This window comes from Pseudomonas sp. S3(2024), assembly GCF_036861315.1.
GTDB lineage: Bacteria > Pseudomonadota > Gammaproteobacteria > Pseudomonadales > Pseudomonadaceae > Aquipseudomonas > Aquipseudomonas putida_A.
The window spans coordinates 889659-904352 of record NZ_JAZAQQ010000001.1; the positions used below are offsets into that span (position 1 = coordinate 889659).

At 58.7% G+C, this 14694-nt stretch carries 10 protein-coding genes; 6 read left to right on the forward strand and 4 right to left on the reverse strand.

What is annotated here, in order from left to right; translation table 11 throughout:
* The first annotated feature begins 15 nt into the window (after positions 1-15).
* From VLA07_RS04200 to VLA07_RS04215, 4 genes are all read left to right on the forward strand, one after another.
* Positions 16-909 carry a glycine betaine ABC transporter substrate-binding protein gene (locus VLA07_RS04200; RefSeq protein ID WP_095139800.1) on the forward strand — a complete coding sequence of 298 codons (894 nt, stop codon included), beginning with the start codon at positions 16-18 and terminating at the stop codon, positions 907-909.
* A gap of 12 nt (positions 910-921) precedes the next feature.
* On the forward strand, positions 922-1575 hold the full coding sequence (locus VLA07_RS04205) for an ABC transporter permease (protein WP_007965673.1): 654 nt from the start codon (positions 922-924) through the stop codon (positions 1573-1575).
* Entirely contained in the window at positions 1572-2729 is a 1158-nt protein-coding gene (locus VLA07_RS04210) for an osmoprotectant ABC transporter ATP-binding protein OsmV (RefSeq protein WP_333988456.1), read from the forward strand. The genes VLA07_RS04205 and VLA07_RS04210 overlap by 4 nt, the downstream gene beginning before the upstream one ends.
* Positions 2730-3362: 633 nt before the next feature.
* On the forward strand, positions 3363-4526 hold the full coding sequence (locus VLA07_RS04215; protein ID WP_064585938.1) for a type III PLP-dependent enzyme: 1164 nt from the start codon (positions 3363-3365) through the stop codon (positions 4524-4526).
* A 47-nt stretch (positions 4527-4573) separates the two neighbouring features.
* On the opposite strand, the gene VLA07_RS04220 is transcribed toward VLA07_RS04215, so the two are convergent.
* The 4 genes from VLA07_RS04220 to VLA07_RS04235 form a co-directional block, all read right to left on the reverse strand.
* Complete coding sequence (locus tag VLA07_RS04220; RefSeq protein ID WP_333988457.1) at positions 4574-5452, reverse strand: hypothetical protein; 879 nt, start codon at positions 5450-5452, stop codon at positions 4574-4576.
* A gap of 47 nt (positions 5453-5499) precedes the next feature.
* Positions 5500-7716, reverse strand: a complete 2217-nt coding sequence (locus VLA07_RS04225) for an alpha-xenorhabdolysin family binary toxin subunit A (RefSeq protein ID WP_333988459.1) — start codon at positions 7714-7716, stop codon at positions 5500-5502.
* Between the two features lie 201 nt (positions 7717-7917).
* Positions 7918-8673, reverse strand: coding sequence for a tetratricopeptide repeat protein (locus VLA07_RS04230; protein WP_330207660.1), 756 nt, complete (start codon positions 8671-8673; stop codon positions 7918-7920).
* Complete coding sequence (locus tag VLA07_RS04235; protein WP_333988460.1) at positions 8670-9350, reverse strand: Fe2+-dependent dioxygenase; 681 nt, start codon at positions 9348-9350, stop codon at positions 8670-8672. Before VLA07_RS04235 ends, VLA07_RS04230 begins: the two co-directional genes overlap by 4 nt.
* 207 nt (positions 9351-9557) lie before the next feature.
* Between VLA07_RS04235 and VLA07_RS04240 the strand changes: the two genes are divergently transcribed.
* On the forward strand, positions 9558-11879 hold the full coding sequence (locus VLA07_RS04240) for a TonB-dependent receptor (RefSeq protein WP_096795326.1): 2322 nt from the start codon (positions 9558-9560) through the stop codon (positions 11877-11879).
* 236 nt (positions 11880-12115) lie between these two features.
* Positions 12116-14644 (forward strand): sulfite reductase flavoprotein subunit alpha, encoded by a 2529-nt coding sequence (locus VLA07_RS04245; protein ID WP_333988461.1) that lies wholly within the window; start codon positions 12116-12118, stop codon positions 14642-14644.
* Positions 14645-14694: the final 50 nt, after the last annotated feature.

The following is a 14694-nucleotide window of genomic DNA, read 5'->3' on the forward strand; positions in this document are numbered from 1 at the left end:
TGCGAAGGAATACTTATGAAAAGATTTAGCTTGATCTTAGGCTGCATCATGCTGTTCGCAGGATTTGCCCAGGCGGCGGAAAAACCGCTCATTCGCCTCGGCGCCCGGGTGTTCACCGAGCAGACCCTGCTCGCGGAAATCACCGCGCAATACCTGCGCAGCAAAGGCTACGACGCGCAGATCACCGGCGGTCTGGGCAGCAACCTCGCCCGCAGCGCCCACGAAAGCGGACAACTGGACATGCTCTGGGAATACACCGGCGTGTCGCTGGTGGCCTACAACCATGTCACCGAAAAACTCGACAGCGAACAGTCCTACGCCCGGGTCAAAGAACTCGACGCGAAAAAAGGCCTGGTCTGGCTGACCCCGTCGAAATTCAGCAACACCTACGCCCTCGCCCTGCCGAAAAAAGTCGCCGAGGAGTACCCGCAGATCAACACCATCAGCGACCTGAACAAGGTGCTGCGCGATGAAGCCAAGACCAATCACCTGGTGGCGCTGGACACCGAGTTCGCCAACCGCTCCGACGGTCTGGACGGCATGGTCAAGCTCTACGACATGAACCTGACCCGCAAGAACATCCGGCAGATGGACGCCGGGCTGGTCTACACCGCGCTGCGCAACGGCCAGGTGTTTGCCGGTCTGGTCTACACCACCGACGGTCGCCTCAACGCCTTCGGCTTGAAGCTGCTGGAAGACGACAAGCACTACTTCCCCGACTACACCGCCGCGCCGGTGGTGCGTCAGGCCTACCTCGATGCGCACCCGCAACTGGCCGAGCAACTCAAGCCGCTGGCGCAACTGTTCGACGACGAAACCATGCGCCAGCTCAACGCGCGGGTCGATGTCGATCACGAAAGCCCATCGAAAGTGGCCGCGGATTTCCTGCGCCAGCACCCACTCAACTAAGGAGGAAAAGTCATGGAATTTCTCAACGCCTTTTCCCACCTCGACTGGCAGCAGGTGATGCACCTGACCTGGCAGCACATCACCCTGGTCGGCATCGCGGTAACGCTGGCGATTCTCATCGGTGTGCCGCTGGGCATTCTGATGACGCGCTTCCCGAGCCTCGCCGGTCCCTTGCAGGCCAGCGCCACGGTGCTGCTGACCGTGCCGTCGATTGCTCTGTTCGGCCTGCTGCTGCCGTTCTACTCCAAGTTCGGCCAGGGCCTGGGGCCGATGCCGGCGATTACCGCAGTGTTCCTTTACTCACTGCTACCGATCATGCGCAACACCTACCTCGCCCTGACGGGCGTCGAACCGGGCATTCGTGAAGCCGCACGCGGCATCGGCATGACCTTCGGCCAGCGCCTGCGCATGGTTGAGTTGCCAATTGCAGTGCCAGTGATCCTCGCCGGGGTGCGCACCGCGGTGGTGATGAACATCGGCGTGATGACCATCGCCGCGACCATCGGCGCCGGTGGCCTTGGCGTGCTGATCCTCGCCTCCATCAGCCGCAGCGACATGTCGATGCTGATCGTCGGCGCGCTGCTGGTCAGTCTTCTGGCGATCTTCGCCGACCTTCTCCTGCAGTGGCTCCAACGTACGCTGACTCCAAAAGGACTCCTCAAATGATCGAACTTCAAAACCTCAGCAAGACCTTCCAGAGCAACGGCAAAGATGTCAAAGCCGTGGACTCGGTGAGCCTGACCGTCAATGAAGGCGAAATCTGTGTGTTCCTCGGGCCATCGGGTTGCGGCAAAAGCACCACGCTGAAAATGATCAACCGCCTGATCAAGCCGACCTCGGGCAAGATCCTGATCAACGGCGAAGACACCACCGACCTCGACGAAGTGACCCTGCGCCGCAACATCGGCTACGTGATCCAGCAGATCGGCCTGTTCCCCAACATGACCATCGAAGAGAACATCGTCGTGGTGCCGAAACTGCTCGGCTGGGACAAACAGAAATGCCACGACCGCGCTCGCGAACTGATGAGCATGATCAAACTGGAACCCAAGCAGTATCTGCATCGCTATCCGCGCGAACTGTCCGGCGGCCAGCAACAGCGGATCGGCGTGATCCGCGCACTGGCGGCGGATGCGCCGTTGTTGCTGATGGACGAGCCGTTTGGTGCGGTCGATCCGATCAACCGCGAGATGATCCAGAACGAGTTCTTCGAGATGCAGCGGGCGCTGAACAAGACCGTGATCATGGTCAGCCACGACATCGACGAAGCGATCAAGCTTGGTGACAAGATAGCGATCTTCCGCGCCGGCAAACTGCTGCAGATCGATCACCCGGACACCCTGCTCGCGCATCCGGCAGACGACTTTGTCAGCAACTTTGTCGGCCAGGACAGCACCCTCAAACGCCTGCTGCTGGTGAAGGCCGAAGACGCCGCCGACAATGCACCGTCGGTCAGCCCGGAAACCCCGGTGGCCGATGCGCTGGAGTTGATGGACGAGCATGACCGACGCTATGTGGTGGTCACCTGTGCCGAGAACAAGGCGCTGGGCTATGTGCGTCGTCGCGACCTGCACCGCCAGACCGGCACCTGCGCGCAGTATCTGCGTGAGTTCAACGCCACCGCGGCGTACGACGAACACCTGCGCATCCTGCTGTCGCGCATGTACGAGTTCAATCGTTCGTGGTTGCCGGTGATGGATGCCGAGCGGGTGTTCCTCGGTGAGGTGACGCAGGAGTCGATCGCAGCCTATCTGAGCTCGGGGCGTTCGCGCGGGATGAAGACCAATATCGTCTCGCCGGCTGAGGCTGTGGTCGTGTAAAAACACCTGACCTGTGGGAGCGAGCCTGCTCGCGAATGCGCAATAACAGGCAACAATGATGTTGGCTGTGAAAATGTCTTCGCGAGCAAGCCCGCTCCCACAGGATTCGTGCAATCCTGATGATTCGCAGGGCGGAAAAGAATCTCAACAGCTGCGTTCACAGAACCTCTGCAAACTCCCGCTCCCAAACAGCCAAAATCCCCCTCACATCCACCTCTCGCCGCCAACGTCGCCGATGTTGCGCCGATCACACTTCCCCGCTAATTAGCCGACAAAAGCCGCGAACGTGCAGGTATTTTTAACACATGAAAATTCCCGGGGAACATCTGTCCGTCATCTCGGTCGGCTACAAAGAGTGATATCCGCGACGTACGTCAGAAGCGTGCAAAAACGCGACATTTTTAGTTGATCTCAAGCCCCTCACGCCCTAAAGTTCGCGCCGAACGTCCATGCTGGAAACGATCCATCCGGCTCAAGTACTGACGACGAGACAGCAAGGCCAAGGGCAGATACGCCCGTGGCCTTTTTGCTTTCGGCGACATGCCTTGGGAAGTAGGCGAACCAAAGTGGGGATACGGAGGACGTTCATTTACACCCATGTTTTTACCCGTTTGCCCATAGGAGCACTCCAGCATGTCGATCCAGGTCGAAGACTATTTCGCGCGCGAAACCTTTCAGAAAATGAAGGCGTTCGCCGACAAACAGGAAACCCCGTTCGTGGTGATCGACACCGCGATGATCAGCCAGGCCTACGATGACCTGCGCGCCGGTTTCGAATTCGCCAAGGTCTACTACGCGGTCAAGGCCAACCCGGCTGTCGAGATCATCGATCTGCTCAAAGAGAAAGGTTCGAGCTTCGACATCGCCTCCATCTATGAGCTGGACAAAGTCATGGGCCGTGGCGTCAGCCCGGACCAGATCAGCTACGGCAACACCATCAAGAAGTCCAAGGACATCCGCTACTTCTACGAGAAGGGTGTGCGCCTGTTCGCCACCGACTCCGAAGCCGACCTGCGCAACATCGCCAAAGCCGCGCCGGGTTCGAAAGTCTATGTGCGCATTCTGACCGAAGGCTCGACCACCGCTGACTGGCCACTGTCGCGCAAGTTCGGCTGCCAGACCGACATGGCCATGGACCTGCTGATCCTCGCCCGCGACCTGGGCCTGGTGCCGTACGGCATCTCGTTCCACGTCGGTTCGCAACAGCGCGACATCAGTGTCTGGGACGCGGCGATCGCCAAGGTCAAAGTGATCTTCGAGCGCCTGAAAGAAGAAGACGGCATCCACTTGAAGCTGATCAACATGGGTGGCGGCTTCCCGGCCAACTACATCACCCGTACCAACAGCCTGGAAACCTACGCCGAAGAGATCATCCGCTTCCTGAAAGAAGACTTCGGCGATGACCTGCCGGAAATCATTCTGGAGCCGGGCCGTTCGTTGATCGCCAACGCCGGCATTCTGGTCAGCGAAGTCGTGCTGGTCGCGCGTAAATCCCGCACCGCCGTCGAGCGTTGGGTGTATACCGATGTGGGCAAATTCTCCGGCCTGATCGAAACCATGGACGAGGCGATCAAGTTCCCGATCTGGACCGAGAAGAAAGGCGAGATGGAAGAAGTGGTCATCGCCGGCCCGACCTGCGACAGCGCCGACATCATGTACGAGAACTACAAGTACGGTCTGCCGCTGAACCTGGCCATCGGTGATCGTCTGTACTGGCTGTCGACCGGTGCTTACACCACCAGCTACAGCGCCGTCGAATTCAATGGCTTCCCGCCGCTGAAATCGTTCTACGTGTAATACGTAGCGATTGAGAAAAAGGCCCATGAGCAATCATGGGCCTTTTTTTATGGGCGCAGCCACGCCTCAAGATGATCGAGCATTGCCATGCACTCATTGGCGCTCTCGGTCATCGCGGCGAGTTTGAAATTCAGCTCACTCAGTTTCACCGCAGACTTCGCCTGCAAGAGTTGATTGCACACGTTGTCGAGGCGCTGATAAAGCGCTTCGATGAATAGCCCCATCTGCGTATTCACCGACACGAATCCATTGAATAACGCCGCGATATCAGCCTGGTATTCAGCCGCCCTGATGGCCGGATCGGTCGATGCATAAGCCAGATCCCAGACAGGCGTCGTCAATGAATCGCCAAACAACCCTTCGGCAACGGTTGGCGTCGCATGACACAGGCAGGAGCGGTGATCCATAGCGCCGAGAAACACTGACTTCAAGCCAAATGACTCGTCGTACACTTCCACGACCGTGTATTTCAGCTGCCGTATCTCGACCTGCAGCGCATAGAAACGCAGTGCCAGTTCGTGGATCAGGTCTGGCACATCCTCTGCTGGGAACAACTGCCAGCTGGTCGACCGCGAAAGGCTGAACAACCGAAAGTCCACCTGGCTGACAGGCTCGTGTCTGGAGGTGTTGCCTGTGATATCCAGTGCTTCGCGGGTAAACACTTGCAGATCCCCTAGATACCCTGCGCCAAGACGCCTCGACGCTTCGGTACGCGCCCAGAAATCCTGCAGATAGCGCTGATTGAACCGGGCGTTCTCCAGACGCGAGTCTTTGGCCAGGACGGCCAATTGATGCCCTGCCTTTCTCCGGCGCTCGAAGACCAGCGGTATCGCATTGAATGTCGTCGGCAAGGTGCCGAGAAATCGCCCGTAGCGATCCAGTACACGCCGTTGCATCGCTGAAAATTCATAAGCCAAAGCATTCATGCCGTTTCAGGAAAGGCAGGCTAGTCGCCCACCTTTCCAGCTCCTTGTTATTGATGAATGCTCTGTAGATGCCTGACGACTTCAGCGACTCGATCAATCGCTGCTTGCGCCCGGGTTTCAACGGGAAGCGCAGTGTTCTGTCTGAAATCATTGGCGAAGCGGGTAAAGTCATCGATCAGAACGCTGAACTCTCCAGCGTAAGCCGCACGGCCGTCGTCCAGTTGATCCAGGGTTTCGACCAGCTCAATCCGGCCTTCAATGCGCGCGAGGTCTTTGCTGTATTTGTTGATCTGTGTGCGCAGATCACCTGCCTGTTCATTCAGCCGGTTGTACGCTGCCAGCATATTGAGAAAAGAAACGGCCTCGCCAATGCCGGAAATCAGTTTCTTCAGCGTCTCGATAGCCAGCAGGGCAACTTGCACCTGAGGTGGCGCCAGTCCCAATGCCTTGAGATTTTCCAGAGACAACTGCGCTTGTTCGCCAATTTTCTCGATGCCAGCCTTGGCGATCAGATCAATACCGTCGGAAACAGACTTCATTTCGGTCGTCAGGTCTGCGAGCTTTTTGTCGGATCTGCCCTTGAGCTCGATCGTGGTGACACGTTCGGCCTTGAGCGTCACGATCCACTCGGCCGAGGCGCTGCGATCGTAATAAGCGCTGATGCTCTTGTGCACGGCTTTCAGATCTTCGGTCTGTACCGCCACCTTGTTGAAGATATTCTTCAGCTCGACCTCCATATCCTCGCGAACTTCGTCCGCGTCGTCTGGATACTCCAGCTCAGCCTGATAGCTGCGCAGTTTTTTCTCGGCGCGTTCCAGATAAATGCCGGTGGCCTGTGCCTGACTCCGCAGATCGTAGGTGGCTTTGTTGATGGCGAGCGCCAGATTGTTCATGGCTCCGACAGTTCCAGGCATGTAATCGAATTGCTCGAAGAGCATCTGAGCCGTGGTATTAAGCGCCTGCACGCCAGCATTATGCTCACGCAGGCGCGCCATGTTAAATGCAGGTACAGCCGAACTAACCGATAGCAAAGACATCATTGACCCACTCCGAACAACCAGCCCACTTCTTTCATATTCCCTGTCAGCCTCTTCAAATACTTTCAGCAACTGATCAGAGCTGACTTTTATCTGCTCCCAGGGATCGATGATACTCAGTAATTGAATCTTGAAACGGCGTAGCGAAGTCGCTTCGAAAATACCGTCAACTTCCTTGAACGACGCCTCGACGTAATCACTGAGGGCATTCCATACCAGCATCAGGTTCTGAGTCGCGACCTCGGCTTCAATCGCCACGTAACTCAAATTCTGCAAATCATCTCGAACCTTGTTCAACGAACTCAGCGTCTGGTTCTTGCTTGCCATACTCTGGTTATCAACTTGCTGCAGTTGCTTCAAGCGATTACGTTCAGAGCGGATTTTCTCGGCCTTGACGCCTTGGTAAATGCCAAGAATCAATCCGCCAATATTCAGGGTGGCCGCCGACTTGATCGCTTCCTGCACCAGTTGATCGTATTGTTTGTTCAGTTCATCAATTTCTTTTGCGCGCTGATCAATGACCTCCTGCAGCGCCTTGATATCGTTCTGATAAGTGTTCCTGGAGACGAACTGCAGTCGCAAGGCAATTTCCGGCAGCACCTTTTCACGCATATCGGCGCCAAAACTGTCCAGCAGGGCCCGAACGCGCTCGGCTTCCTGATGACAATGCGCAACTTTAGCCAACAGGTCATTGAGATACGCCTTGATATCCAGGATATCTTCCGAAGACAGGTCGAGATCAGGCAGACCCGGAATCTGCCGTTGCAGATTCAGGTATTCCTCAGGCGTATTGATGTTGTGCTCTTCGAGATACCTCGAGGCCTTGAGATCCTCATACACTTCAACAATGGCGTTACCCGTGCGGATAATACTGCCGGCAAAGATTTTCAGATCGGTACCGGTCAACATGATCTTTTCGCGCAATGGTGACCAGCGTTTGGCGTGATCATAGGTCATGCTGAAGGTGCGCAGGAAATCTCCCGCTTTCAGGCCCACGCCGCCTTCATCACCCGCACCATAGTTCAGATAGGCAATAACATCTTGCAACCGGACGGGCAGCGAGAGGCCGAGAACTTCATACTTCCTGAGACTGATAATTTGCTCTTTGGTCAGTTGTATACCGGTACCCCGGTTATATTCCTCACCCACGCCCAGCGAGGCATTTACAAATGCCAGAGGCGCTTTCGCGGCGGCCTCGACCACCTTGTCATTTAACTTGAGTTCCATCAAAGACTCCTTGTCTTCCGTGGATATTAATAACGGCTAATTTATTTTCGATGCCGACAAGAAACTTCCAATCACTTGAACAACATCGAACCCGACAGTAGGCAGATACAACTAATTCGCCAAGTTATTAACTATTAAAATTAAATACAAGAACCAGAAAAGCCAACTAACCAATGGCCAACTGAAAGACTTTTTAATGACTCAAGCGACGAGCAATTCCCCAAGCCGCTGCCGATAATCATCGGCCATCTGGCGAATCGACGGATGACGAGCGCTCGATAATGAACCCATGCTCACCCGCAGAAAATTCACGTTCCCTGTAGCCAGTGCCTTGCGCAACCAGCCCAGTGCGTCCTCGATCAATCCAGCCTCAGCCAGCATTGCGGCATAACTGAACTGCCCACGAAAATCTCCGCCCTCGGCCGAGCGTCGGTACCAGTCGCGCGCGGCGACCGGGTCGGCCCGACAGACCAGCCCTTCTTCCAGATAACGCCCCAGCAGGTTCATCGACTTGGCGTGGCCGGCTTCAGCGGCGCGCTGATACAGCCCCAGGGCCTGAGCATGATCCAACGTCACTCCGCGCCCGGTACCCAGCAGGTTGGCCAGGTTGTACATCGCCCAATCCAGCCCCGCGTCAGCGGCGATTCGATAATGCTGCGCGGCAATCGCGGCATTCGCCACACACCCCCAGCCATGTTCATGACAACGCCCCAGCATGTTGCGCGCCATCAAGTGCCCTTGCCCGGCAGCGATACCAAACCAGCGCAGTGCCAAGGGTTGATCCTGGGCGATGCCACGGCCATCGAGCAGGATCTGCCCGAGCAGCGCCTGCGCTTCAACAATGCCCTGGCCGGCCGCGAGCAGAATCGCCTGCGCCGCACGCGCCGGGCTTTCTTCAAGCATGGCGTTGAGCTGGGCGCCGTCGAGTACTTCTTCGCGTCGCAGTTGAAAACTCATACCTCGACCCAGCGCCGCAACAGATTGTGATAGGTGCCGGTGAGGCGGACCAGCGACGGATGATCGGGCATGTCTTGAGTGAGCTGCTGGATCGCCCCATCCATCTCGAACAGCAAGGCGCGCTGGCTGTCTTCGCGCACCAGACTTTGTGTCCAGAAGAACGACGCATAACGCGCGCCGCGGCTGACGGCATTGACCTTGTGCAGGCTGGTGCCGGGGTACAGCACCATGTCGCCGGCGGGCAGTTTCACCCGTTGCGTGCCGAAAGTGTCCTGGATCTCCAGCTCGCCGCCGTCGTAATCCTCGGGTTCGCTGAAAAACAGTGTGGCCGACAGATCGGTGCGCACCCGCTCGATGCTGCCTTTGGGCTGGCGCACGGCGTTGTCGATGTGAAAGTCGAAACTGCCGCCCGCCGTGTAGCAGTTGAGTAACGGCGGGAATACTTTGTGCGGCAGCGCGGCGGACATGAACAGCGGGTTTTTCCACAAGCGTTCGAGCATCGCTGCGCCGATTTCTTTGGCCAGTGGGTGGCCTTCCGGCAGTTGCAGATTGTGCTTGGCCTTGGCCGACTGATAGCCGGCGGTGATCTTGCCATCGGCCCAATCCGCCTGCTCCAGCGCCTCGCGAATGCGCTGCACTTCTGCTTTGGCGAACAGGCCGGGGATGTGCAGCAGCATGGCGATCGTACCTGATGGTAAAGGGGTGCCAATGGTATTGATTCTTATTGGCTGTGTAAAACCCGCACGACGGATGAATCGGCAAAAACCGTAAGGTTAAATTGTAAAGAATGTAAATTCGTCGCGAATAACAATGTTTCGCAATTGATACGAATACCTGTTTACCCTATATTCCGCGACCTCAAATCCTTGGGGAGGGGAATAAAAATGTCACGTCAACAGGTTCAATTGCCGGTCAGTTCACCACGTTTGCTTGCTTCGGCCATTGGTGTCGCCATCACCGCCGGCTCTGCTGGCCACATGGTCTTCGCCGCGGAAAAGACCGACAGCAAAGCGTCCGGCAATGCCATCGCTCTGGACGCTACCGCCATCACCGGCGAAGCGCAGGACTCGACGTCCTACCAGGTCGAAAAAGCCTCCTCGCCCAAGTACACCGCGCCGCTGGTCGACACGCCGCGCTCGGTCACCGTCATTCCGCAACAAGTCCTCAAAGACACCGGCGCCCTGAACATGCAGGACGCGCTGCGCACCGTGCCGGGCATCACCTTCGGTGCCGGTGAAGGCGGCAACCCGCAGGGCGATCGTCCGTTCATTCGTGGTTTCGACGCCCAGGGCGACACCTACCTCGACGGCGTGCGCGACACCGGTTCGCAGAGTCGCGAAATCTTCGCCGTAGAAAACATCGAAGTCAGCAAGGGCCCGAACTCCGCCATCGGCGGTCGTGGCGCAGCCGGCGGCAGCATCAACCTGGTGAGCAAGAAAGCGCACCTGGGCAACTCGTTCGACGGCGGCTTCACCTGGGGTTCCGACCAGACCCAGCGTTACACCCTGGACGGCAACTACCAGTTCAGCGACACCGCTGCCGGCCGCCTGAACCTGATGAGCCACGAGAGCAATGTCGCCGGTCGCGACAAGGTCGACTACGATCGCTGGGGTATCGCGCCGTCCCTGGCGTTTGGCCTGGGTACCGACACCCGCGTCAACCTCGACTACTACCATCTGGAAAGCAACGACACCCCGGACTCGGGCATTCCCTACACCATCCCGGCCGGCGGTTCGGCAGCTCGCACCAAGTCCAACCCGGACAAGCCGTACGCCGGTGGTGATCACAGCAACTTCTACGGTCTGGATCGCGACTTCCGCAAGGGCCGCACCGACACCGCGACCTTCGCCATCGAGCATGACCTGAGCGACTCGCTGACCATCAAGAACACCCTGCGCCACGGCACCAGCATGCAGGATTACATCCTGACCCAGCCGGACGACAGCAAGGGCAACGTCAACAATGGTAGCGTCTGGCGCCGTGCCAACACGCGGGTCAGCAACACCGAGACCACCACCAACCAGACTGATCTGTTCGGCAATTTCTACGTCGCCGGTTTCAAGAACAGCTTCTCCACCGGTGTCGAATACACCCGCGAGGAAGGCCAGAAGTCCTCGTACAACGTCAACACCGACACCACGCCGCGCACCAGCGCTGCGACCACCAATTGCACCCCGTCGATGATTGGTGCATCGAGCGGCTACAACTGCACCTCGCTGTCGAACCCGAACCCGAACGATCCGTGGAACGGCGCGATCTCGCGCAACTACGCCGGCACCGACACCAAGGCCAACACTTACGCGCTGTATGCGTTCGACACCCTGGAGTTGTCCGAGCAGTGGCTGGTGAACATGGGCCTGCGTTACGACCACTTCGACACCGACTACAAGACCTACAACAACGCCGGCACCACCACCTCCAAAGGTGATGACACCAGCGAATTCGTCACCGGTCAGTTCGGCGTGGTCTACAAACCGGCACCGAACGGCAGCATCTACGCCTCCTACGCGACCTCCGCGACGCCACCGGGCAACACCCTCGGCGAAGGCCAGGAAGGCAACCCGCTGGGTGGCACCCCGGATCGCAACGGCAACCTGCTCAAGAGCGACATGGAGCCGGAAACCACCAAGAACTACGAAATCGGCACCAAGTGGGATCTGCTGAACGATCGCCTGTCGCTGACCGCTGACATCTTCCGCACCGAGAAAGAAAACGCTCGCGTACAAGTCGACACCACCTCCTACGAGAACGCCGGCAAGACCCGCGTGCAAGGTATCGAGTTGTCGGCCAGCGGCAAGATCACTGACAAGTGGCAAGTGTTCGCCGGCTACGCCTACATGGACAGCGAACAGGTGGACGGCGGTGACCTGCCAGCCAACAAAATCAACAACGGTAACGAGTTGCCCAACACGCCGAAAAACAGCGCCAGCCTGTGGACCACTTATCAGGTCACGCCGAAGCTGACCCTCGGTGGCGGCGCGTTCTACGTCGACGACGTCTACGGCAGCGTGGCCAACACCACGATGGTCGATTCCTATGTACGTTACGACGCGATGGCCGCCTACAAGCTGAGCAAAAACGTCGACCTGCAACTCAACGTGCAAAACCTGACCAATGAAACCTACTACGACAAAGCCTTCTCGACCCACTTCGCCAACCAGGCCGCGGGCCGTACGGCGCTGTTGAGCACCAACTTCCACTTCTGATTGATGCGGTAAATGTGGGAGCGGGCTTGCTCGCGAAGGCGATGTGTCAGTGAAATAGATATCGACTGACACGACGCATTCGGGAGCAAGCCCCCTCCTACAGTTAATGCAATCAGCAGATCCGGCCCCGTTCATTAGATTGAACGGGGCCTTTGTGCGTAATCAAAGAAGCTCTCGACAACCCACGGCATAATGCGCGCCGTGATGACAATTTTCGAACGGACAAGGCGAGCGACGTGTTGAAGAAAACCCTGTTCCAGTTGCACTGGTTTTTCGGCATCACTGCCGGGCTGGTGCTAGCCCTGATGGGCATTACCGGTGCCGCCTATTCGTTCCAGGACGAAATCCTGCGGGCGCTGAACCCGTCGGTGTTGCAGGTGGAAAAACAGGTCGCTGGCGTCCTGCCTCCAGTCGAACTGGTGGAACACATCGAAGCGAACTCCGGCAAGACAGTCGGGATGCTCTGGGTCGAAACCGACAGTGGCAACGCCGCGCGCGTCTACTTCACCCCGCCCAAAGGCGAACGCCGTGGCGAGATGCGCTACTTCGACCCGTACACCGGCGAGTTCATGGGCGATGCCGTGGGCCAGGACTTCTTCGGCCTGATGCTGCAACTGCACCGCTTTCTCGCCATGGGCGATACCGGGCGCAACATCACCGGCGCCTGCACCCTGATCCTGCTGTTCTTCTGCCTCTCCGGGCTGTATCTGCGCTGGCCACGCCAGTGGAACAGCTGGCGCGTGTGGCTGACCCTCGACTGGAAGAAAAAGGGCCGCAGCTTCAACTGGGATCTGCACTCGGTGGCCGGCACCTGGTGCCTGCTGGTGTATCTGCTGCTGGCGTTGACCGGGTTGTCCTGGTCGTACGAGTGGTACAACAAAGGCCTGACCAAACTGCTTTCCGACGCGCCGCAAAACGAGCGTGTGCGCGGCGGTCGCGGCCCCGCGCCAGAAGGTCCGGCACCGACCGCCGACTATGCGGCGATGTGGAGCAGCATCTACAGCGCGGCCGGCCCGGGCCTGTCGGCCTACAACATCCGCATGCCGCCAGTGGCCGGGCAACCGGCGACCGTGTTCTACCTGCTCGACAGCTCGCCGCATGATCGCGCGCTGAACCAGATCACCCTCGACCCGGCCACCGGCGTGGTCAAACGTGTCGACCGCTACGCTGACAAGAGCTTCAAGGCGCAGCTGTTGACCAGCATTTACGCGCTGCACGTCGGCAGCTATTTCGGCCTCGTCGGACGGATCATCGTCACCCTCGCCGCCGTGTGCATGCCGCTGTTTTTCATCACCGGGTGGCTGCTGTATCTGGATCGCCGACGCAAGAAAAAGCAGATTCAGGACACGCGCAAAGGTCTTCAGGCACCGGCCGCTGATGCACCGGCATGGCTGGTGGGTTTCGCCAGCCAGAGCGGTTTTGCCGAGCAACTGGCGTGGCAGACTGCCGGGCAATTGCAGGCCGCCGGGTTGCCGGTGAAGGTCCAGCCGCTGGCGAATGTCAGCGCACAGGATCTGCGTGAGTCGAATAACGCGCTGTTCGTGGTCAGCACCTTCGGCGACGGCGAAGCACCGGACAGCGCCCGCGGTTTCGAGCGCAAAGTGCTGAGCAACGCTGCAAGCTTCGACGGCCTGAACTATGCGGTGTTGGGCCTCGGCGACCGCCAGTACCAGAATTTCTGCGGCTTCGCCCGACGCCTGCATCAGTGGTTGGGCGAGCACGGCGGCAAGACCCTGTTTGCCCCGGTCGAAGTCGACAGCGGCGACCCCTACGCCCTGCGTCATTGGCAAACCCAGCTCGGACAGCTGACCGGGCAAGCGCCGGTCGACACCTGGCAAGCGCCGAGCTACGACAACTGGACGCTGGTCAGCCGCGAACTGATGAACCCCGACAGCAGCGGCGCGCCGGTGTACCTGCTGGGCCTGAAGGCGCCGAGCACCAGCAGCTGGCTGGCCGGCGACCTGGTGGAAGTGCTGCCGCGCAACTGCCCGTGGGCCATCGAACACTTCCTCGACGGCCTCGGCATTCGTGGCGAAACCACGGTGAAGATCAACGGCCTCGAAGAGCCACTGGAAGTCGCCCTCGCCAGCCGCCAGTTGCCCGAGCATCGCGCGCATCTGGTCGGCCTGCATGCACAAGCGCTGGTGGATGCGATGGTGCCGCTGGCCATGCGCGAATACTCGATTGCCTCGATTGCCGCCGACGGCGTGCTGGAACTGATCGTGCGTCAGGAACAACACAGCGACGGCAGCCTCGGCATCGGCTCCGGCTGGCTGACCGAACATGCGCCCGTGGGCGGCAGCATCAGCCTGCGCGTGCGGCGCAACAGTGGCTTCCACTTGCCAAACGAACCGGTGCCGATGATTCTGCTGGGCAACGGCACCGGCCTCGCCGGATTGCGCAGCCTGCTCAAAGCACGCATCGCCGACGGTCAGCAGCGTCACTGGCTGCTGTTCGGCGAGCGCAATCGTCAGTACGATTTCCTCTGCCGGGCGGAGCTGGAAGAGTGGTTGATCAATGGTGATCTGGCGCGGCTGGACCTGGCGTTTTCGCGGGATCAGGCGCAAAAGATTTACGTGCAGGATCGTCTGCGCGAATCCGCTGACGAACTGAAGAAATGGCTGGCTGACGGTGCGGTGATCTACATCTGCGGCAGCCTGCAGGGCATGGCTTCTGGCGTCGATCAGGTACTCAACGACATCCTCGGTACCGCCGAAGTCGAACGTCTGATCGAACAGGGCCGCTATCGCCGGGATGTTTATTGACGTCTCAAGCGTCCTCTTACTACTCTTCTGCCAGAAATGCGTAGAGTCAG

Bases quoted from the DNA above. Each gene is read 5' to 3' on its own strand.
- VLA07_RS04215 (WP_064585938.1), top strand. From the start codon at position 3,363: ATGTCGATCCAGGTCGAAGACTATTTCGCGCGCGAAACCTTTCAGAAA.
- VLA07_RS04235 (WP_333988460.1), bottom strand. From the start codon at position 9,350: ATGCTGCTGCACATCCCCGGCCTGTTCGCCAAAGCAGAAGTGCAGCGC.
- VLA07_RS04210 (WP_333988456.1), top strand. From the start codon at position 1,572: ATGATCGAACTTCAAAACCTCAGCAAGACCTTCCAGAGCAACGGCAAA.
- VLA07_RS04240 (WP_096795326.1), top strand. From the start codon at position 9,558: ATGTCACGTCAACAGGTTCAATTGCCGGTCAGTTCACCACGTTTGCTT.
- VLA07_RS04200 (WP_095139800.1), top strand. From the start codon at position 16: ATGAAAAGATTTAGCTTGATCTTAGGCTGCATCATGCTGTTCGCAGGA.
- VLA07_RS04220 (WP_333988457.1), bottom strand. From the start codon at position 5,452: ATGAATGCTTTGGCTTATGAATTTTCAGCGATGCAACGGCGTGTACTG.
- VLA07_RS04225 (WP_333988459.1), bottom strand. From the start codon at position 7,716: ATGGAACTCAAGTTAAATGACAAGGTGGTCGAGGCCGCCGCGAAAGCG.
- VLA07_RS04230 (WP_330207660.1), bottom strand. From the start codon at position 8,673: ATGAGTTTTCAACTGCGACGCGAAGAAGTACTCGACGGCGCCCAGCTC.
- VLA07_RS04205 (WP_007965673.1), top strand. From the start codon at position 922: ATGGAATTTCTCAACGCCTTTTCCCACCTCGACTGGCAGCAGGTGATG.